14 protein-coding genes are annotated in these 19374 nt (G+C 59.5%); 9 read left to right on the top strand and 5 right to left on the bottom strand.

The features are described 5' to 3' along the window. Positions 1–32: 32 nt before the first annotated feature. Positions 33–938, top strand: coding sequence for a fructokinase (gene mak / locus M2416_RS06220; RefSeq protein WP_041144263.1), 906 nt, complete (start codon positions 33–35; stop codon positions 936–938). A gap of 69 nt (positions 939–1007) precedes the next feature. Here the strand turns inward: mak and sbcC are convergent, their stop codons facing one another. Beyond that, positions 1008–4142, bottom strand: coding sequence for an exonuclease subunit SbcC (gene sbcC, locus M2416_RS06215; protein WP_259222716.1), 3135 nt, complete (start codon positions 4140–4142; stop codon positions 1008–1010). Then, entirely contained in the window at positions 4139–5341 is a 1203-nt protein-coding gene (gene sbcD, locus M2416_RS06210) for an exonuclease subunit SbcD (protein WP_259222714.1), read from the bottom strand. The genes sbcC and sbcD overlap by 4 nt, the downstream gene beginning before the upstream one ends. Positions 5342–5522: 181 nt before the next feature. Between sbcD and phoB the strand changes: the two genes are divergently transcribed. From phoB to malZ, 5 genes are all read left to right on the top strand, one after another. Further along, entirely contained in the window at positions 5523–6212 is a 690-nt protein-coding gene (phoB, locus tag M2416_RS06205) for a phosphate response regulator transcription factor PhoB (protein ID WP_004099401.1), read from the top strand. A 21-nt stretch (positions 6213–6233) separates the two neighbouring features. Beyond that, positions 6234–7529 carry a phosphate regulon sensor histidine kinase PhoR gene (gene phoR / locus M2416_RS06200; protein WP_259222712.1) on the top strand — a complete coding sequence of 432 codons (1296 nt, stop codon included), beginning with the start codon at positions 6234–6236 and terminating at the stop codon, positions 7527–7529. Between the two features lie 409 nt (positions 7530–7938). Continuing rightward, positions 7939–9258, top strand: a complete 1320-nt coding sequence (brnQ, locus tag M2416_RS06195; protein WP_259222711.1) for a branched-chain amino acid transporter carrier protein BrnQ — start codon at positions 7939–7941, stop codon at positions 9256–9258. 123 nt (positions 9259–9381) lie between these two features. Continuing rightward, complete coding sequence (gene proY / locus M2416_RS06190; protein WP_123706745.1) at positions 9382–10755, top strand: proline-specific permease ProY; 1374 nt, start codon at positions 9382–9384, stop codon at positions 10753–10755. A gap of 162 nt (positions 10756–10917) precedes the next feature. Continuing rightward, positions 10918–12741 (top strand): maltodextrin glucosidase, encoded by a 1824-nt coding sequence (gene malZ / locus M2416_RS06185; protein WP_076944646.1) that lies wholly within the window; start codon positions 10918–10920, stop codon positions 12739–12741. Here the strand turns inward: malZ and M2416_RS06180 are convergent. Next, positions 12732–13634: a LysR family transcriptional regulator gene (locus M2416_RS06180; RefSeq protein ID WP_115193466.1), complete on the bottom strand. Its 903-nt coding sequence runs from the start codon at positions 13632–13634 to the stop codon at positions 12732–12734. The genes malZ and M2416_RS06180 overlap by 10 nt on opposite strands. Positions 13635–13926: 292 nt before the next feature. On the opposite strand from M2416_RS06180, the gene M2416_RS06175 reads away from it, so the two are divergent. The 3 genes from M2416_RS06175 (at position 13927) to M2416_RS06165 (ending at position 17384) form a co-directional block, all read left to right on the top strand. Next, positions 13927–14568 (top strand): hydrolase, encoded by a 642-nt coding sequence (locus tag M2416_RS06175; protein WP_041144271.1) that lies wholly within the window; start codon positions 13927–13929, stop codon positions 14566–14568. A 377-nt stretch (positions 14569–14945) separates the two neighbouring features. Further along, the gene (locus M2416_RS06170) at positions 14946–15491 is read left to right on the top strand and encodes an antibiotic biosynthesis monooxygenase (RefSeq protein WP_041144272.1); all 546 of its coding nucleotides are present in this window, start codon (positions 14946–14948) and stop codon (positions 15489–15491) included. Positions 15492–15515: 24 nt separating this feature from the next. Continuing rightward, positions 15516–17384 (top strand): amidohydrolase, encoded by a 1869-nt coding sequence (locus M2416_RS06165; RefSeq protein WP_259222707.1) that lies wholly within the window; start codon positions 15516–15518, stop codon positions 17382–17384. A gap of 76 nt (positions 17385–17460) precedes the next feature. On the opposite strand, the gene fba is transcribed toward M2416_RS06165, so the two are convergent. Both fba and M2416_RS06155 read right to left on the bottom strand, forming a co-directional pair. Beyond that, on the bottom strand, positions 17461–18321 hold the full coding sequence (fba, locus tag M2416_RS06160; RefSeq protein WP_259222706.1) for a class II fructose-1,6-bisphosphate aldolase: 861 nt from the start codon (positions 18319–18321) through the stop codon (positions 17461–17463). Between the two features lie 29 nt (positions 18322–18350). Then, positions 18351–19313 carry a carbohydrate kinase family protein gene (locus M2416_RS06155; RefSeq protein ID WP_259222704.1) on the bottom strand — a complete coding sequence of 321 codons (963 nt, stop codon included), beginning with the start codon at positions 19311–19313 and terminating at the stop codon, positions 18351–18353. Positions 19314–19374 lie beyond the last annotated feature (61 nt).

Here is a 19374-nt window from a genome sequence, read left to right as displayed (position 1 = left end):
CTTGCATTGTTAATCGGGGAGAGGAGCATACAGTGCGTATTGGTATTGATTTAGGCGGCACGAAAACGGAAGTCATTGCCCTGAGTGATAAGGGAGAGCAGCTGTTTCGCCACCGTTTGCCGACTCCGCGGGACGATTATCGGCAAACGATAGAGAATATTGCCGCCCTGGTCGATATGGCAGAGCAGGCGACCGGAGAGCGCGGCAGCGTTGGGATGGGGATCCCCGGCTCGATTTCGCCGTACACCGGCGTAGTGAAAAATGCTAACTCCACCTGGCTCAACGGCCAGCCGTTCGATAAGGACCTGAGCCAGCGGCTGAATCGCGAAGTGCGGCTGGCGAACGATGCCAACTGCCTGGCGGTATCAGAAGCGGTGGATGGCGCCGCGGCGGGCGCTCAGACCGTGTTTGCGGTCATTATCGGCACCGGCTGCGGCGCCGGCGTGGCGTTTAACGGACGTTCGCATATTGGCGGCAACGGCGCCGCCGGCGAGTGGGGGCATAACCCGCTGCCGTGGATGGATGAGGACGAGCTGCGCTATCGCGCGGAGGTCCCATGCTACTGCGCAAAGCAGGGGTGTATTGAAACCTTTATCTCCGGCACCGGCTTTGCCACCGACTATCGGCGTCTGGGCGGTCAGCCGTTAAAGGGCAGCGAGATCGTGCAGCGGGTCGGCGAGCAGGACCCGCTGGCGGAGCTGGCGCTGAGCCGCTACGAGATGCGACTGGCAAAGTCGCTGGCCCACGTGATTAATATCCTCGACCCGGACGTTATCGTGCTCGGCGGTGGAATGAGCAACGTCGAACGCCTGTACCAGACGGTGCCCGCGCTGGTGAAAGGGTGGGTGTTTGGCGGCGAGTGTGAAACGCCGATCCGTAAAGCGCTGCACGGTGACTCCAGCGGCGTGCGCGGCGCGGCCTGGCTGTGGCCGCTGTAGGCGGCTGAGGAGAGGCTCCCGACTCCGGCTTCCCGGCGGCACCGCGCTGCCGGGAAGCCGGGTGGCGTTTTACTCCACCGCGTAGGCCTTATCGAGACGGCTGTATCCCAGCCCGTTGATTTTTTTCACCTTGATCTGCACAGGGATACGCTCCTTCATCGCTTCGACGTGGCTAATCACGCCGATCGCCTTGCCGCTGGCGTTAAGGGCGTCCAGCGCGTCCAGCGCGGTATCCAGCGTTTCGCTATCGAGCGTACCGAACCCTTCGTCAAGGAACAGCGAATCAATGCGCGTTTTATGACTCACCAGATCGGATAGCGCCAGCGCCAGCGCAAGGCTGACGAGGAAGCTTTCGCCGCCGGAAAGGGTGCGCGTATCGCGCACCGCGTCCGCCTGCCAGGTATCGACCACCTCCAGCTCCAGCGCTTCGCTGGCCTTGCGCTGCAGCTGATAGCGGCCGTGCAGGCGGTTGAGCTGATGGTTAGCCAGCCAGACAAGGTTATCCAGCGTCAGCCCCTGGGCAAATTTACGGAATTTATCGCCTTCTTTCGAGCCAATCAGCGAATTGAGCCACGCCCAGTCCTCCATCTGCTGCGCGGCGAGCGCGATCTCCTGCTGCAGCGCCTGCTGGCGCTGCTGGTTCTCGGCGTTCTGCTTCAGCTGCTGGCGGATCTCCCCCTGACGGGCGCTGTTTTCCCGCAGCAGCGGGGCCAGCTGCCGTAAGCGGGCCTCGACCTCTTCCATCGGCTGGGCGATGTCGGCCTCCGCCGGTGGCTGCTGCTGATGCTGCGCCAGCGCTTCGCGGGCCCGCAGGGCGAGAGCGCCGTTTTGCTGGAGCGTATTTTCCAGCGTCTGCCTGAGCTGCTCCAGGCGCTGGCGGGTCTCTTCGTCGAGCAGGGCGTCGAGAAACGCCTGCCGGTCGGCAAAGGGGCTGGCGGCCAGGGCGGCGGCAAACTGGCCCTCGGTTTCTGCCAGCATCCGCTGCTGCTGGCTCTCCTGCTGGCTAAGGGTGCGCCACTGGCTCTGCAGCGCCAGGCAGTCGTCGTGCACCTGGCGCCAGCCCTCAAGCGGCGCGGGCGGGACCGCCTCTTCCGTCTCCGGCAGCGTCTCCAGCAGAGGGATCAGCTGCTGCAGGCGCTCCTGCAGGGCGGCAGATTCGTCGTGCCTGGTCTGCCAGCCGCGGGTTTCCTCTTCGCGCTCGGCCAGCCAGGCCGCCGCTGTTTCCGCCTCAGGCGCGCTGAGGGCAAAGGCCGCGAGCTCGGCGTTTAGGGCGCTGTGACGCTGAGTCAGATCCTGCTGCAGCTGCCGGAGCTGCAGCTCGCACTCCTGCAGCTGCGCCTGCCAGGCCAGCCGCTGCTGATGCTGATACAGCTGCTGCTCCCGCTCCTGCTGAGCGTCGAGCCAGCCGGGAATATCATCCTCCGGCCGCAGGTCAATCTGCAGTTCGCCGCTGACGCTCTGCCACTGCGAGGTAAGCGCTTGCTCCTGCTGGAGCAGCGAGTCTCGCTCCTCTTTTTGTTTAAGCTGTTGTTTCATCAACGCATCCAGCTCGCCGCGCAGCTGGGCGCCTTCTTCCGCCAGTCGTTTAACCTCGCGCTCGAGGGCCTCGCGGCGGGCCTGATTCACGCCGGGCGCCAGCGCCCGATATTCGGCGACGGCCGGGTGTTCGCAGGAGCCGCAGAGCGGGCAAGGCGCGCCGGGCTGCAGGCGCGCGCGCTCCTCTTCCAGTCCGGCAATCCGCGTTTCCAGCTCGCAAATGGCTTTCACATCGCTGAACTGCTGATTTTTCTCTTTGTAGGCCTGGCGCCGCTGGGTGAGCGTTTTTTCCAGCTTCTCCTGCTCCTCGCGGCCGGCCTGCTCCGTCGCCTGCAGCTGGCTGAGGCGCTGGCGCAGGGGCAGCAGACGGCTGTGCAGGGTTGCCAGCTGCTGACGCTGCGGGCGGGCGGCGGCGTGGCGGGCAAGGTCGTCGTGAACCTGGTCAGCATCCAGCGCCAGCGTCGCCGGCGGCAGTTCGCCGAGCCGACGGCGGGTTTCCGCCAGCCGCTGCTCCAGCCCGGCCTGCTGCTGCGCGTCACGCGCCTGCTGCTGGAACGCCGCCTGCCAGCCTGCCAGGGCATTGCCCCACTGGCGATAGCGGTCGTTGGCCTTCAGCCATTCGGCGAGCGATTGCCGGGTCTGCTGCAGCTGGCTCGTTTGCTGCTGCGCCGCGAGACGAATGCCCGCCCGCAGCCGCAGCCGATCGTGTAAGCGAGTATTTACTTCTTCCACCTGACGGCGGGTCTGCGCCAGCGCCTCGGCCTGCTCCTGCTGTCGGGTCCACAGCGGACGCAGCTGGTCGGCAGGCTGCGCCTGCTGCAGCGCCGCCAGCTGTGGCTGGGCCTGCTCCAGAGCCTGCTGCGCCTCGCGCAGTCGCGTCTGGGTCTGGCTCTCATCGCGGATGAGCTCCTGCTGGCGCAGCAGCCATTGCAGCGTATTTTGCTCGCGCGCCTGCTCAGCGAGGCGCTGCTGTTCTTCAACAGTAAGTACTTGCAAACTTTGCTGCAGCGCCTGCTGCTGCTCGTCGCTTAGCAGCAGCACCCCGGAGGCCTGGGCCTGCAGCTTTTCCAGCTCGCTGCGGGCGAGCTTGTGCTTTTCAAACACCTGGGCGGAGATCTGCCCGTAGATTTCGGTGCCGGTGAGCTCCTCCAGCAGCTCCGCGCGCTCTTTGGGTTTGGCGTTAAGAAAGGCGGCGAACTGGCCCTGGGAGAGGAGCATCGAGCGGGTAAAGCGGCCGTAATCGAGGCCGGTGAGCGAGGCGGTCATCTCCAGCTTATCTTTGACTTTGTCGGCCAGGATTTGCCCATCGTCGCAGCGGGCCAGCTCGACGCGGGGCGCCTGCAGGTTGCCGTCGGGCTGGTTGCGCGCGCGGTTTTGGCTCCAGAAGGCGCGGTAGGCGGTGCCTTTGACCTCAAACTCAACTTCAGCCAGGCATTCGGCGGTATTGCGGGTCATCAGATCGTTTTGCGATTGCGACACGCTGCTCAGGCGCGGCGTTTCGTGGTACAGCGCGAGGCAGATAGCGTCCAGCAGCGTCGTTTTCCCGGCCCCCGTCGGCCCGACGATCGCGAACAGCCCGTTGCTGGCGAAGGGTTCGGCGGTGAAATCAATTTTCCACTCGCCTTTCAGCGAGTTAAGGTTTTTCAGACGCAGGCTCAGAATTTTCACAGGTGCTCCTCACCGTTCAGGCTGTGCAGCGTTTCGTTGAACAGCTGCTCGAGGCGCTGCTGCTGCGGCTCTTCGAGATTCTCCAGCGCCAGGCGACGGGCAAAAACCTCCTCAACCCGCAGTTCGCTGAGGGTTTCCCGCCGCTCGCCGGCCAGAATGCGCTCGCGCTGGGCGCGGCTGCGGCGCACCAGCAGCACTTCCACCGGCAGCGCTTCGCAGCGGGCCTGGATCTGGCGCTGAATATCGTGCAGATATTCATCGCTGGTGATTTCAATATCCAGCCAGGCGGCGGGCAGTTCCGCGCTGTCCTGCCATCGGTCAAGCTGTTCGCTGATGCTGGCGAAATCGCCCTTTAGAACCGCCAGCGGCTGAACTATCGGCACCGTCAGCGGGCTAACGTCCGTCAGTCGTCCGTCGGTAAAGGTCACCAGATTGACGCTTTTACTTTTCCCGGTCTCATCAAAGCTCAGAGAGATTGGCGAGCCGCTGTAGCGTATATGCTCGCAGCCGCCGACGATCTGCGCCCGGTGGATATGGCCCAGCGCGATATAGTCGACGGGAGGAAAACGGCTGGCCGGGAAGGCATCAAGGGTGCCGATGTAGATTTCGCGCACCGCGTCGCTTTTGCTGGCGCCGACGGTGGTCAGGTGGCCGCTGGCGATAATCGGCAGCGGCCGGTCGCCGCGCAGGTCGCAGGCCTGCTGGTACTGCTGCTGATAGTAGTCGCTGATAGCGGTGAGCAGCAGCTGCTGCTTTTCACCGCTGGAGTGTCCGGCCTGGCTGGTGACCAGCTCGCGCGGGCGCAGGAAGGGGACCGGGCAGAATATCGCCCCCGGCGAGCCGTCGCGTAGCGGCAGAACGAAGGGGGCATGGCCGGCGTTCGCCACGACCGTGGTTTTTAAAAAGGCCAGGATGTCGCGCGATTCATTCAGCGTGGCGACCGAATCATGGTTGCCCGCCAGCACCACCAGCCGACAGCCGGTTTGCTGGAGCTGAACCACGAAGTGGTTATACAGCTCGCGGGCGTAGCTCGGCGGCGAGCCGGTATCAAAGATATCGCCGGCGACAATAATGGCATCGACCTCGTGCTCCTGCGCGCTGGCCAGCAGCCAGTCGAGAAAGGCCGCATGCTCAGCGGCGCGGCTTTTGCTGTAAAAGTTTTGCCCGAGATGCCAGTCAGAGGTGTGAATGATGCGCATAAATATTCCGTTGCCTGAGAGCGTTGCCGCCATTATACCATCGACGCAGGGGGAGTTAAGTGCGTGTCATAATTCAAAATCCTCGATCGTCAGGCGACCATTTTTTTCATAAATCTGTCACAAAACTGACGCATAATGGCGCCGCACTCTATACTGATGGCTAAAAAATACAGGGTAAATAATGGCGAGAAGAATTCTGGTCGTTGAAGATGAAGCTCCAATCCGCGAAATGGTCTGCTTTGTTCTGGAACAAAACGGCTTTCAGCCCGTCGAGGCGGAAGATTTTGACAGCGCGGTGAACCAGCTCAATGAACCCTGGCCCGATCTGATTCTCCTTGACTGGATGCTGCCGGGTGGTTCGGGCCTGCAGTTTATTAAACAGCTTAAGCGTGAGGCGATGACCCGTGATATTCCGGTGGTGATGCTGACCGCTCGCGGTGAAGAGGAAGATCGCGTTCGCGGCCTCGAGACCGGCGCCGACGATTACATCACCAAGCCTTTCTCGCCGAAAGAGCTGGTGGCGCGAATCAAAGCCGTGATGCGGCGCATTTCCCCGATGGCGGTGGAAGAGGTGATTGAAATGCAGGGGCTGAGCCTCGATCCCTCCTCCCATCGCGTGATGACCGGCGAAAACCCGCTGGACATGGGACCGACCGAGTTTAAGTTATTACACTTCTTTATGACCCATCCGGAACGCGTATACAGCCGCGAGCAGCTGCTGAATCACGTCTGGGGGACCAACGTGTATGTAGAAGACCGAACGGTAGACGTGCATATTCGCCGTCTGCGTAAAGCGCTGGAACACAGTGGCCATGACCGGATGGTACAAACGGTTCGCGGCACGGGATATCGTTTCTCCGCCCGTTTCTGAATGTCGACAGGAGTGTGAACCGTGCTGGAACGGCTGTCATGGAAAAGGCTGGCGCTTGAGCTTTTCTTATCTTGTATCCCGGCCCTGATTCTCGGGGCGCTATTTGGTCATTTGCCGTGGTTTTTACTGGCGGCGGTGACCGGACTTCTTATCTGGCATTTCTGGAATTTATTACGTCTTTCGTGGTGGCTGTGGGTGGACCGCAGCATGACGCCACCGCCGGGGAGCGGCAGCTGGGAACCGCTGCTGTACGGCCTCCACCAGATGCAGATGCGTAATAAAAAACGCCGACGCGAGCTGGGCAGCCTGATCAAACGCTTTCGCAGCGGGGCGGAATCGCTGCCCGATGCGGTGGTGCTGACCACCGAGGAGGGGGCGATCTTCTGGTGTAACGGCCTGGCACAGCAGATCCTCAATCTGCGCTGGCCGGACGACAGCGGACAAAACATCCTTAACCTCCTGCGCTATCCTGAATTTGCCAACTACCTCAAAAGCAAAGATTTCAGCAAACCGCTTAATCTGATCCTTAATAACGCCCGTCATCTGGAAATCCGCGTGATGCCCTACAGCGACAAGCAGATGCTGATGGTGGCGCGCGACGTGACGCAGATGCACCAGCTTGAAGGCGCCCGGCGCAACTTTTTTGCCAACGTCAGCCACGAGCTGCGCACGCCGCTAACGGTGCTGCAGGGATATCTGGAGATGATGCAGGAGCAGGTGCTGGAAGGGGTGACGCGGGAAAAGGCCCTGCATACCATGCGCGAGCAAACTCAGCGTATGGAGGGGCTGGTTAAACAGCTGCTGACCCTGTCGCGTATTGAAGCGGCCCCGGTTCTGGCGATGAACGACAAAATTGACGTGCCGATGATGCTGCGGGTTGTCGAGCGAGAGGCGCAAACGCTCAGCCAGAAAAAGCATACCCTGCACTTTGAGGTCGATGAGTCGCTGAAGGTGCTCGGTAACGATGAGCAGCTGCGCAGCGCGATCTCGAATCTGGTGTATAACGCGATCAACCATACGCCGGAGGGAACGGAGATTACCGTCAGCTGGCAGAAAGCGCCGCACGGCGCGCTGTTTAGCGTTGAGGATAACGGCCCGGGGATCGCGCCCGAGCATATTCCGCGGCTGACCGAACGCTTCTATCGCGTGGATAAAGCGCGCTCGCGGCAAACCGGGGGCAGCGGCCTGGGGCTGGCTATCGTTAAGCATGCGGTCAATCATCACGACAGCCGGCTGGATATTGAGAGCACGCCCGGTAAAGGAACGCGGTTTAGCTTCCTGCTGCCGGAACGTTTAATTGCCAAAAAAAGCGACTAAGCGCCGCGCTGTCAACATAACTTGTCAATGACCAGCTCCGGCTGGTCATTTTCGTTTGCAGTCAATTTTCAGCTGCGTAATTAACGAACGTCTGCTGCTTTTTTGTTCGCATGATTAGCCACATGTTTTCCTTCATTATGGTTAATAACGCTGGTTGAAACTGTAGACTTAGCATAATCATCTGCTTTTACGATCCCGCCTTGCTTTAAAACGTTATAAGCGTTTAAATTGCGCCCCATGCAGTCGTAGACAGACTGCTTTTGCGTGGTATTTCAAAAAACAATTCTTTCCCACGCCGCTTCGGGAGCATATCTCGCTGAGTTTCCGGCAATAGCCGCTGTATCATCCCTAAGGGAAGGCACGGTATTTTTCCGTTTAACACCACCACATCCACAGGCAGTATGAATTTATGACCCATCAGTTAAAATCTCGCGACATCATAGCGTTGGGCTTTATGACCTTCGCGCTGTTCGTCGGTGCCGGCAACATCATCTTCCCCCCAATGGTTGGTTTACAGGCTGGTGAACACGTCTGGACCGCCGCTATCGGCTTTCTGATCACCGCCGTGGGTTTACCGGTGCTGACGGTCGTGGCGCTGGCGAAAGTCGGCGGCGGCGTTGAAAGCCTGAGCACCCCGATTGGCAAAGTGGCGGGAATTCTGCTGGCCGTCGTCTGCTACCTGGCGGTAGGACCGCTGTTCGCGACTCCGCGTACCGCGACGGTCTCCTTTGAAGTGGGGATTGCCCCGCTGACCGGCGACGGCGCGATGCCGCTGCTGATTTATAGCGTCATCTATTTCGCCCTGGTGATCCTCGTTTCGTTATATCCCGGCAAGCTGCTGGATACCGTCGGCAATTTCCTCGCTCCGCTAAAAATCATTGCCCTGATTATTCTCTCCGTCGCGGCGATTATTTGGCCGGCAGGCCCGATCAGCAACGCGCTGGAGGCCTACCGCACCGCGCCGTTCTCAAACGGCTTCGTCAACGGCTATCTGACGATGGACACCCTCGGCGCGATGGTCTTCGGCATCGTCATTGTTAACGCCGCCCGCTCTCGTGGCGTCAGCGAAGCGCGCCTGCTGACCCGCTATACCGTGTGGGCCGGCCTGATGGCGGGCGTTGGCCTGACGTTGCTGTACCTGGCCCTGTTCCGCTTAGGCTCCGACAGCGCGACCCTGGTGGATCAGTCGGCTAACGGTGCGGCCATTCTGCACTCGTACGTCCAGCACACCTTCGGTGGCGCGGGAAGCTTTATGCTGGCGGCTCTGATTTTCATTGCCTGCCTGGTGACCGCGGTTGGCCTGACCTGCGCCTGTGCGGAATTTTTCGCCCAGTATCTGCCGTTCTCCTACCGCTCGCTGGTGTTTATTCTCGGCATTTTCTCGATGGCGGTCTCCAACCTCGGGCTGAGCCACCTGATTCAGATTTCGATCCCGGTGCTGACGGCTATCTATCCGCCGTGTATCGCACTGGTGGTATTAAGCTTTACCCGCAACTGGTGGCATAATTCGTCCCGCGTTATTGCGCCGGCCATGTTTATCAGCCTGATGTTTGGTATCATTGACGGCATTAAAACGTCGGCCTTTGCCGATATGCTGCCGGCGTGGACCGCGCGCCTGCCTCTGGCAGAGCAGGGTCTGGCCTGGCTCATGCCGACCGCCGTGATGGTGGTTCTGGCGGTGGTCTGGGATCGCGCCGCAGGGCGTCAGGTGACATCCAGCGCGCACTAGCCGACGTTTAAAAATCAGTGTTAAACCACGGGACTTCAGGTCCCGTGGTTTTTTGTTTTTCAGGTAATCCTCTTTTGATCTTCGCCCGGCGAAGGCTAAAGGAGAAAAACGGCATGGAATACGATGGAAAGTAGTAACAAACTTAAGCGCGGGCTAAGTACCCGGCATATCCGCTTTATGGCGCTGGGTTCGGCAATTGGTACCGGCCTGTTCTATGGTTCGGCCGATGCGATTAAAATGGCCGGCCCGAGCGTGCTGCTGGCCTATATTATCGGCGGCGTGGCGGCGTACATTATTATGCGCGCGCTGGGCGAGATGTCGGTGCATAACCCCGCCGCCAGCTCATTTTCACGCTACGCGCAGGACTATCTCGGCCCGCTGGCGGGCTATATCACCGGCTGGACCTACTGCTTTGAAATTCTGATTGTCGCCATCGCCGACGTGACGGCCTTCGGCATCTATATGGGCGTCTGGTTCCCGACGGTCCCGCACTGGATCTGGGTGCTCAGCGTGGTGCTGATTATCTGCGCCGTCAATCTGATGAGCGTGAAGGTGTTTGGCGAGCTGGAGTTCTGGTTCTCCTTCTTTAAAGTCGCCACCATTATCATCATGATCCTCGCCGGTTTCGGCATCATTATCTGGGGCATCGGCAACGGCGGCCAGCCGACCGGTATCCACAACCTGTGGAGCAACGGCGGCTTCTTCAGCAACGGCTGGCTGGGAATGGTGATGTCGCTGCAGATGGTGATGTTCGCCTACGGCGGGATTGAAATCATCGGTATTACCGCCGGGGAGGCGGAAGACCCGGAGAAATCCATTCCGCGCGCCATCAACTCGGTCCCGATGCGTATTCTGGTGTTCTACGTCGGCACGCTGTTCGTGATTATGTCTATTTATCCGTGGAACCAGGTCGGGACTAACGGCAGTCCGTTCGTCTTAACCTTCCAGCATATGGGCATCGCGTTTGCCGCCAGCATCCTCAACTTCGTGGTGCTGACCGCCTCGCTGTCGGCGATTAACAGCGACGTATTCGGCGTCGGGCGCATGCTGCACGGCATGGCCGAGCAGGGCAGCGCGCCGAAGATGTTCGCCAAAACGTCGCGCCGCGGCGTGCCGTGGGTGACGGTGATGGTGATGACCATCGCGCTGCTGTTTGCGGTCTACCTCAACTACATCATGCCGGAAAACGTCTTCCTGGTGATCGCCTCCCTGGCAACCTTTGCGACGGTGTGGGTGTGGATTATGATCCTGCTGTCGCAGATTGCCTTCCGTCGCCGTCTGCCGCCGGAAGAGGCCAGGGCGCTGAAGTTTAAAGTACCGGGCGGCGTGGCGACCACGGCGGTAGGCCTGGCGTTTCTCGTCTTTATCATTGCGCTGATTGGCTACCATCCGGATACGCGTATTTCCCTGTACGTCGGCTTCGCCTGGATAGCGCTGCTGCTGGTCGGCTGGAAGCTGAAAACCCGCCGCGAGCGTCAGCTGGCGCAGGCCCGCTAGGCGGGCCGCTCGCCTGCCGGATATGCGCGCGCTATCCGGCAGGCTATTGGCGCTTTTCCGATATCCTCCTCCGCTCTCCTCCCCCAATAATTCTGCCGATGATGAGTCATACCCCTGAGCGCTGTGGCAAGGTGTGCCCATTCTGTACAGAGAGGAATAACGATGTTGAAGGCATGGCACCTGCCTGTTGCTCCGTTTATCAAGGAGCAGCAGGGACGACTCTTTATCACCCTATGGGTCAGCGGCGATGAGCTGCCGCAGCGCGTCACGCTGCGTGCGGAAGAAGACAACGAAGAGCTTTCGCTGCCGATGCACCGCCTGCGCCAGGAGCCGCGGCCGGGCGTCGTCGCGTGGCGCGGCGAGATTAATCTGGCCAGCGGCCAGCCGCGTCGGCGCTATAGCTTCAAGCTGCTGTGGGCCGACCGGCAGCGCTGGTTTACCCCGCAGGGCTTTAACCGCTTCCCGCCGGCGCGGCTGGAGCAGTTTGCGGTCGATCTGCCGGACAGCGGCCCGCAGTGGGTTGCCGATCAGGTCTTTTATCAAATCTTTCCTGACCGCTTTGCGCGCAGCGAACCGCGCCAGGCCGAGCAGGACCGGCCCTACCATCACCACGCTGCGGGACAGGATATCGTTCAGAAGCAGTGGGATGAACCGTTAACCGGCGAGGCGGGCGGCTCAACCTTCTACGGCGGCGATCTGGACGGTATCAGCGAGAAGCTGCCGTATCTCAAGCAGCTGGGCGTCACGGCGCTGTACCTGAATCCGGTGTTTGTCGCGCCGAGCGTGCATAAATACGATACCGAAGATTATCGTCGCGTCGATCCGCAGTTTGGCGGGGACGCCGCGCTGCTGCGCCTGCGGCACAATACGCAGCGGGAGGGGATGCGCCTGATCCTCGACGGCGTGTTCAACCATACCGGAGATTCACACGTCTGGTTTGACCGCCACCAGCGCGGCAGCGGCGGAGCCTGCCACAGCGCGGATTCACCGTGGCGCGACTGGTTCACCTTTTCCCCCGAGGGGGAAGCGCACAGCTGGCTGGGCTACGCCAGCCTGCCGAAGCTGGATTATCGATCGACCAGCCTGATCAACGAAATCTACGCCGGGGAAGACAGCATCGTGCGCCACTGGCTGAAGGCGCCGTGGAGCATGGACGGCTGGCGCCTCGACGTGGTGCATATGCTGGGGGAAGGCGGCGGGGCGCGTAATAACCTGCGCCATATCGCCGGTATAACCCAGGCGGCAAAGGAGACGCAGCCGGAATCCTTTGTCTTTGGCGAACATTTCGGCGATGCGCGCCAGTGGCTGCAGGCCGATGCCGAAGATTCGGCGATGAACTACCGCGGGTTTACCTTCCCGCTGTGGGGCTTCCTGGCGAATACCGATATCTCTTACGATCCGCAGAAGATAGATGCGCAAACCTGCGTGGCGTGGATGGATAACTACCGCGCCGGGCTGTCGCACCAGCAGCAGCTGCGGATGTTTAACCAGCTTGATAGCCACGATACGGCGCGCTTTAAGTCGCTGCTGGGTAAGGACGTTGCGCGTCTGCCGCTGGCGGTGGTCTGGCTGTTCTGCTGGCCGGGCGTGCCGTGCATTTACTACGGTGACGAAGTGGGCGTTGATGGCAATAACGATCCGTTCTGCCGCAAACCCTTCCCGTGGGACCCGGCTTTGCAGGACGCTACGCTGCTGGGCCTGTATAAACGCATGGCGAAGCTGCGTAAGGCGAACCAGGCGCTGCGCTACGGCGGGTGTCAGGTGATTTATGCCGAAGAAAACGTGGTGGTATTTGCCCGGGTGTATAAAAACCAGCGCGTGCTGGTGGCTATCAACCGCGGAGAAGCCTGTGAGGTGGTGGTGGAGGATTCACCGCTGCTGGACGTCGGCGAGTGGCAGCTCAAAGAGGGCAGCGGAGCGCTGCACGACGGCGTGCTGACGCTTCCTGCCATCTCGGCCTGCGTTTGGTTTAGCCGTCAGGGATAAAGCTGGTGTAGAAACGGCTCTTCGAGAATGGCTTCCCGCCACCAGCGCTGGGCCAGGCCGTCGTTATCCGTACGCCAGGCCATGTAGGCGATATCCTTTTCGCGAAAAGAGATGACGGTTTTCTCCACCAGCTCGCCGCTCGCCAGCCACGGCCGGGCGACGTGACGGGGGAGAAAACCGCAGCCGATCCCGGCCCGCAGCAGCGCGACCTTGCTGGCAAAGTCATCGACGCGAATTTGCGACTGCTCGGTGAGAAGGTTGCTGTTGAGCGGGTGGCAGTGGCGGGCGCTATCGCTGATCACCACCGCGCGATGCAGGCTGAGCTGCTTGTTGGTCAGCGGTTGTACCGTTTCCGCCAGCGGGTGGCCGGGTGCGACTACAAAGACGTTATCCAGCGTGCCGAGCATTTTCCACGACCATTCGGCGGAGGTCGGCGGTTCGTTGATCGCGCCAAGAATGATATCCGCCCCGTTACGGGTCAGCTCTTCCCAGGCACCCGCCAGCGTATGGTGGGTAAAATTGAGGCGGGTTTGCGGATTTTGCGCGTAAAACGCGTCGATAAGCGGGAGTAGACGATCGAAAGGGAAGGAGGCGTCCAGCGCGATGGCCAGATCCCGCTCCCAGCCGGCATTGAGCTGCAGCGCCTGCTTTTCCAGATCCTTTGCCGCATTGAGCAGCAGCCGACCCTTTTCCAGCACCATTGTGCCGGTATCGGTAAACTTCGCCCGGTGTCCGCTGCGATCCAGCAGGGTGATACCGAGATCGCTTTCCAGCTTTTGGATCATGTAGCTCAGGGCGGCGGGCGTTTTATAGAGCGATTCCGCAGCGGTAGCGAAGGAGCCATGGGTCTCCAGGGCATCGAGGATCTGCAGGACATCAAGATTAAGGCGCATCGGTGGCTTACCGGTAATAAATAATTCCTCTGTTTTACCGAAGCCAGTTGCTCAATACCAGTGAATAATTTAGAACCGTTACCCGCAATTTTTTGATAAACATCATTATCACCCTCTTCGCCAATAGCGGGTTTTTTATTTCTTGCCTTTTATTTTTGAAATAAATCAGAAAAATTTCTTTAATAACTCGTTAGAAATTACTGACTATACTCACCATGCTTTATCCGTCAGGATCCAGACCCACAACAGCACTGATTGTCTCTTTTTAACTTATTGATTAAGAAGGTATGTTATGTCTATTCGGGAACTGATTGATCCAACCAACTCAACGCTTATCTTTATTGACCACCAGCCGCAGATGTCGTTTGGTGTCGCCAATATCGATCGCCAGACGCTTAAAAATAATACCGTTGCGCTAGCCAAAGCGGGCAAGATTTTTAATGTTCCGGTGATTTACACCTCCGTGGAAACAAAAAGCTTTAGCGGCTATATCTGGCCGGAATTGCTGGCGGTGCACCCGCAGGTTAAACCGATAGAACGTACCTCAATGAACTCCTGGGAAGATGCGGGTTTCGTTAAGGCGGTTAAGGCTGCCGGGCGTAAGAAGCTGATTATCTCCGCGCTGTGGACCGAAGTCTGCCTGACGTTTCCGGCGCTGATGGCGCTGGAAGAGGGATATGAAGTGTACGTTGTGACCGACACTTCCGGTGGGACCTCCGTCGATGCGCATGAGCGCTCGATTGACCGCATGGTGCAGGCCGGCGCGGTGCCGGTGACCTGGCAGCAGGTGCTGCTTGAGTACCAGCGCGACTGGTCGCGCAAAGAAACCTACGACGCGGTGATGGATCTGGTTCGCGAACATAGCGGCGCGTACGGCATGGGCGTGGATTACGCGTATACCATGGTGCACGGCGCGCCGGAGCGCCAGGCCTAAATACACTTCATCCTTCAGGCTGCCTCTTTGTTGGCTGCGCTCAGAAACCCCAGTCACATAGTTACCTATGCTCCCGGGGATTTCTTCCCTTGCCGCCTCGATGCAGCATGAATGATTTTGTGTATTTCAAGCTGCCTCTTTGCTGGCTTCGTTTGCCCGCCCCGGCGCAGCATGAATGATTTTGTGTATTTCAAGCTTGCCTCTTTGCTGGCTTCGTTTGCCCGCCCCGGCGCAGCATGAATGATTTTGTGTATTTCAGGCTGCCTCTTGGTTGGCTTCGTTTGCCCGCCCCGGCGTAGCTTGAATGATTTTGTGTATGGTTATTTATGGCTGATGGCGGGGAAATCCCGCCGCTTCCCTGCAGCAAGGAGCTCCTTATGGCGCAACAGAAATCGGTAACGCTGGTCATCAGTCATATGCTCGATCCCGAACACGGTAAGCGCTATGAAGAGTGGCTCGGAAAAATCATGCCGGTGGCGGCGGAGTTTCCCGGGCACCTTGGCGCTAACGTTATTCGCCCGGGGGCCGGGCAGAATTTATGGAGCGTGATTATTCGCTTCGACACCATTGAGCACCTCTACGCCTGGACGCAGTCGGAAACGCGCCGCGAGCTGGTTGCCGAAATTGCGCCGCTGCTTAACGAGGGCGATCGCACGGAGGTCCGTACCGAACCGGCTTTCTGGTTTACCCCGCCGGCGGCCAACGTGCGCCAGCCGCTGCGCTGGAAGCAGTTTCTGATAACCCTACTGGTTATCTTCCCCAGCACCAACCTGGTGCCCTGGCTGACCGGCATGCTGCTGCCCTCGATGCGGGGAAGCCTGCCGCTACATTTGATAAACGATGCCTGCGTCGTCGCGCTGGTGGTCTGGTTCTGGATGCCCATCGTGACCCGCCTGTTTGCTGGCTGGTTAAAGAAAAACTGAGTCAGCCTCCTCAAGGAGAGCGTTATGTCACAAACTGCCACACTGATCCTGACCCATGGTCGGATCCACACCCTCGATCGCCAAAATCCGCTGGCCGACGCGGTAGCGATCGCCGACGGTAAGATCCTCTCGGCCGGGAGCCACGATCGGATCATGAGCTTTGCCGACGAAGGCACGCAGATCGTCGATCTGCAGGGCCATACGGCGATCCCCGGGCTGAATGATTCCCACCTGCACCTGATCCGCGGCGGGCTGAACTACAACCTTGAGCTACGCTGGGAAGGCGTTCCCTCGCTGGCGGACGCGCTGCGGATGCTCAAAGAGCAGGCCGATCGCACGCCTTCGCCGCAGTGGGTGCGGGTGGTCGGCGGCTGGAGCGAATTCCAGTTTGCCGAGCGGCGCATGCCGACGCTGGAAGAGCTCAACCAGGCGGCGCCGGATACGCCGGTATTCGTGCTGCATCTCTACGATCGCGCGCTGCTTAACCGCGCGGCGCTGAAGGCCGTAGGCTATACCAAAGAGACGCCGGATCCGGCGGGTGGCGAAATTGTACGGGATAGCAACGGCAACCCGACCGGGATGCTGATCGCCAGGCCCAATGCCATGATCCTCTACGCGACGCTGGCGAAGGGGCCGAAGCTGCCGCTGGAGCTGCAGGTGAACTCGACGCGCCAGTTTATGCGCGAACTGAACCGTCTCGGGCTGACCAGCGCGATTGACGCCGGCGGCGGCTTCCAGAACTACCCGGAAGATTATGAAATTATTGAGCAGCTGCACGCGAACCAGCAGATGACCGTGCGCATTGCCTATAACCTGTTTACCCAGCGTCCGAAGCAGGAGCTGGATGATTTCGAACGCTGGACCGATATGCTGAAGCCGGGGCAGGGGACCGACTTTTTCCGCGCCAACGGCGCCGGCGAGATGCTGGTCTTTTCGGCGGCGGATTTTGAAGATTTCCTGCAGCCGCGTCCGGATCTGCCGGCGGGAATGGAGGACGAGCTGGAGCGGGTGGTGCACCACCTGGTCGAACACCGCTGGCCGTTCCGCCTGCACGCCACCTATGACGAATCCATCAGCCGGATGCTGGACGTCTTTGAGAAGGTGAACCGCGAGATTCCGTTTAACGGCCTGCACTGGTTCTTTGACCATGCGGAAACCATCACCGAGCGCAATATTGAGCGCGTGAAGGCGCTGGGCGGCGGGATTGCGGTACAGCACCGGATGGCCTTCCAGGGGGAGTATTTTGTCGACCGCTACGGTATCGATGCGGTAAAGCACACTCCGCCGGTGGCGAAAATGCTGGAAATGGAGGTGCCGGTGGGGCTCGGCACCGACGCCACCCGCGTGGCGAGCTACAACCCGTGGACCGCGCTCTACTGGCTGGTTTCCGGGCGCACCGTCGGCGGCATGGCAATGTACGACGAGAGCAACCGCCTGCCGCGCGACGTGGCGCTGGAGCTGTGGACGGCGGGCAGCGCCTGGTTCTCCAGCGAGCAGGGCAAAAAAGGGCGTATTGAGCAGGATCAGCTCGCCGATCTGGTGGTGCTGTCGAAGGACTATTTCAGCGTGCCGGAAGAGGAGATAAAAGGCATCGAATCGGTGCTGACGGTGGTTGATGGCAAAGTGGTTTATGCCGCCGGACACTTCTCGCCGCTGGCGCCGCCGCCCATCCCGGTGCTGCCGGAGTGGTCTCCGGTGGTCAAGGTTCCGGGCCACTACCGCTCGGCGCCGCCCGCGGCGGCAAAAATCGGCGCCATCGTGCAGATGCACCAGTGCTGCGGCAGCTGCGGCGTCCACGGCCACCAGCACGATATTGCGCGCCGGTCGTCGATCCCGGTTGCCGATGAGCAGGCGTTCTGGGGCGTGCTGGGCTGCTCCTGCTTCGCGTTTTAGCCCTCTGATTAACCAGCCTCCGGATCTGTCCGGGGCTGGGTTTTCCCTGAAGTGGCGCCGATAAAGTGAAAATTGGCTAATAGCGGTTTTGTGAGCCAAACAGCTCAATGCGCCGCGCGATCATTTCGCGCACCGGTTTCAGCCCCTGGCCGATCACTTTGCGCGGGTCGTTCACATCATGACCGGTATCGGCAGAGAGTATGGCCTTCACCTCCTGGCACCAGGCGTACATATTTTCGGTATTGACGTTAATTTTGGCCGTGCCGCAGGCAATGGCCTTACGCATATCCTCGTCGGCAATGCCGGTGCCGCCGTGCAGCACCAGCGGAACCTTAACCCGCTCCGCAATCGCCTTCATCTCCGTAAACCCGAGCTTTGCTTTGCCTTTGTACAGCCCGTGGGTCGAGCCTAGCGCCGCCGCCAGACAATCGACCTGAGTTTCGCTGACCAGGGTGTAGCACTCCTGCGGGTCGGCATAGATTACCGTCGAGTTGACGATACCGTCTTCGCTTCCGGCAATGGTGCCCAGCTCAGCTTCAACCGAAATGCCTCTGGCATGCGCCAGCTCGACCAGATGGCGGGTGATGGCCAGGTTTTCGCTGAACGGCAGGTGCGAACCATCAAACATGATGGAGCTGAATCCGGCCTCAATAGCCGCTTCGCAGGCTTCACGGGTGGTCCCGTGGTCGAGATGCAGCGCGACCGGAATATCAATGTGTAAATAATCAATCGCGTTGACCACGATGTCATGAATACATTTTAATCCCAGCATATGCTTAACGGTACCGCCGGAGACGCCGAGAATAACCGGGGAGCGCAGCTGTTGTGCAGTGCTTAATACGGCAGCGACCCATTCCAGATTATTAATATTGAACTGCCCTACGGCATAACCGTCCCGTAGGGCATGCTGAAGCATGTCCTTCATAGAAACTAACATGATCACCTCTCGATATTGATTAACGAAAATTATTCACCAAAATATTGCGTTAAGTTTCTTTCGTAGTTATTTAGCGAGTTATGGACGATGGCAAGGTCGGGCATTGATTCACGTACGCCCTTTTTCTCAATAGAGATTGCAGCGGTCAGGCTGGCAAACAAAATAATATTGTCGATATGCCACGAGTAGTGCACGCCATAGGTAAAGGCACCGTGGAATACGTCCCCGGCGCCGGTCGTATCGACCACATTGCAGAGCCAGGCCGGAACAATTTGCAGCATGCCGCTTTTTAAGAACACACAGCCTTTTTCCCCCAGCGTAATAAAGGCGTCACCGCGACAAATTTTATTTAGCTCGATCAGCGCCGCTTTAATTTCCGCTTCGGTCTCGAGGGCGCGATAGCCCATATAGTCTCTGGCGAAATGCTCGCTAACAACAAAGTAATCGGTCCAGGCTGCCAGCTTAATATTGCTGGCGCGCAGCGAACCTCCGTCCATAACTACCTTTGCGGCTGGCAGTTTCTTGATGATATATTCACTGAGTTCCGCTTCATGCCCATCAACTAATAGCGTTACCGGTTCCTCTGATTCAATGAGCCGCGCCGCTAAATCATCAATTTTCAGCTTCTGGTCGTAGGTCAGCGAAGGCGGTGTCTGCATTTTGCGGGTAATAATCGTCCTTGAGCCCGACAGGCGATTCACCAGCACCGACGCCAGCGGGGTGATCATTTCATCGGAGAAGACCACCTGGCTGGTATCGACCCCGGCCTCGGCAAACTCATCGATAATACGCTGGCCGTAAAGGTCCTTATTCAAATGGCCAATGTAGTAAACATCTTCCCCCCACAGGCCCAGCAGCCACGCCGCATTTGCTGCCGGGCCGCCGCCGCTCTCGATAAAGTCGTGGCAGAAATTTTTGGTATTCTCCTGCGGCCATTCGTTAAGAAAAAAGAACTGATCGAAACATGAAAACCCAATGGACAAGATAGCCATAACAACTCCTGATTATTTTGTCAGCTGCGGGAGGAAGTCCCTTCCCGCAGCGAAAAATGAA

It is taken from the genome of Klebsiella sp. BIGb0132, from assembly GCF_024810075.1.
Classification (GTDB): domain Bacteria; phylum Pseudomonadota; class Gammaproteobacteria; order Enterobacterales; family Enterobacteriaceae; genus Klebsiella; species Klebsiella terrigena.
This window is presented reverse-complemented; position numbering and strand designations above follow the sequence as displayed.

What these genes read in the sequence shown, in the direction of transcription:
- phoB (WP_004099401.1), top strand. Translation starts at nt 5,523, where the DNA reads ATGGCGAGAAGAATTCTGGTCGTTGAAGATGAAGCTCCAATCCGCGAA.
- M2416_RS06155 (WP_259222704.1), bottom strand. Translation starts at nt 19,313, where the DNA reads ATGGCTATCTTGTCCATTGGGTTTTCATGTTTCGATCAGTTCTTTTTT.
- brnQ (WP_259222711.1), top strand. Translation starts at nt 7,939, where the DNA reads ATGACCCATCAGTTAAAATCTCGCGACATCATAGCGTTGGGCTTTATG.
- M2416_RS06180 (WP_115193466.1), bottom strand. Translation starts at nt 13,634, where the DNA reads ATGCGCCTTAATCTTGATGTCCTGCAGATCCTCGATGCCCTGGAGACC.
- malZ (WP_076944646.1), top strand. Translation starts at nt 10,918, where the DNA reads ATGTTGAAGGCATGGCACCTGCCTGTTGCTCCGTTTATCAAGGAGCAG.
- M2416_RS06170 (WP_041144272.1), top strand. Translation starts at nt 14,946, where the DNA reads ATGGCGCAACAGAAATCGGTAACGCTGGTCATCAGTCATATGCTCGAT.
- sbcD (WP_259222714.1), bottom strand. Translation starts at nt 5,341, where the DNA reads ATGCGCATCATTCACACCTCTGACTGGCATCTCGGGCAAAACTTTTAC.
- M2416_RS06165 (WP_259222707.1), top strand. Translation starts at nt 15,516, where the DNA reads ATGTCACAAACTGCCACACTGATCCTGACCCATGGTCGGATCCACACC.
- M2416_RS06175 (WP_041144271.1), top strand. Translation starts at nt 13,927, where the DNA reads ATGTCTATTCGGGAACTGATTGATCCAACCAACTCAACGCTTATCTTT.
- fba (WP_259222706.1), bottom strand. Translation starts at nt 18,321, where the DNA reads ATGTTAGTTTCTATGAAGGACATGCTTCAGCATGCCCTACGGGACGGT.
- proY (WP_123706745.1), top strand. Translation starts at nt 9,382, where the DNA reads ATGGAAAGTAGTAACAAACTTAAGCGCGGGCTAAGTACCCGGCATATC.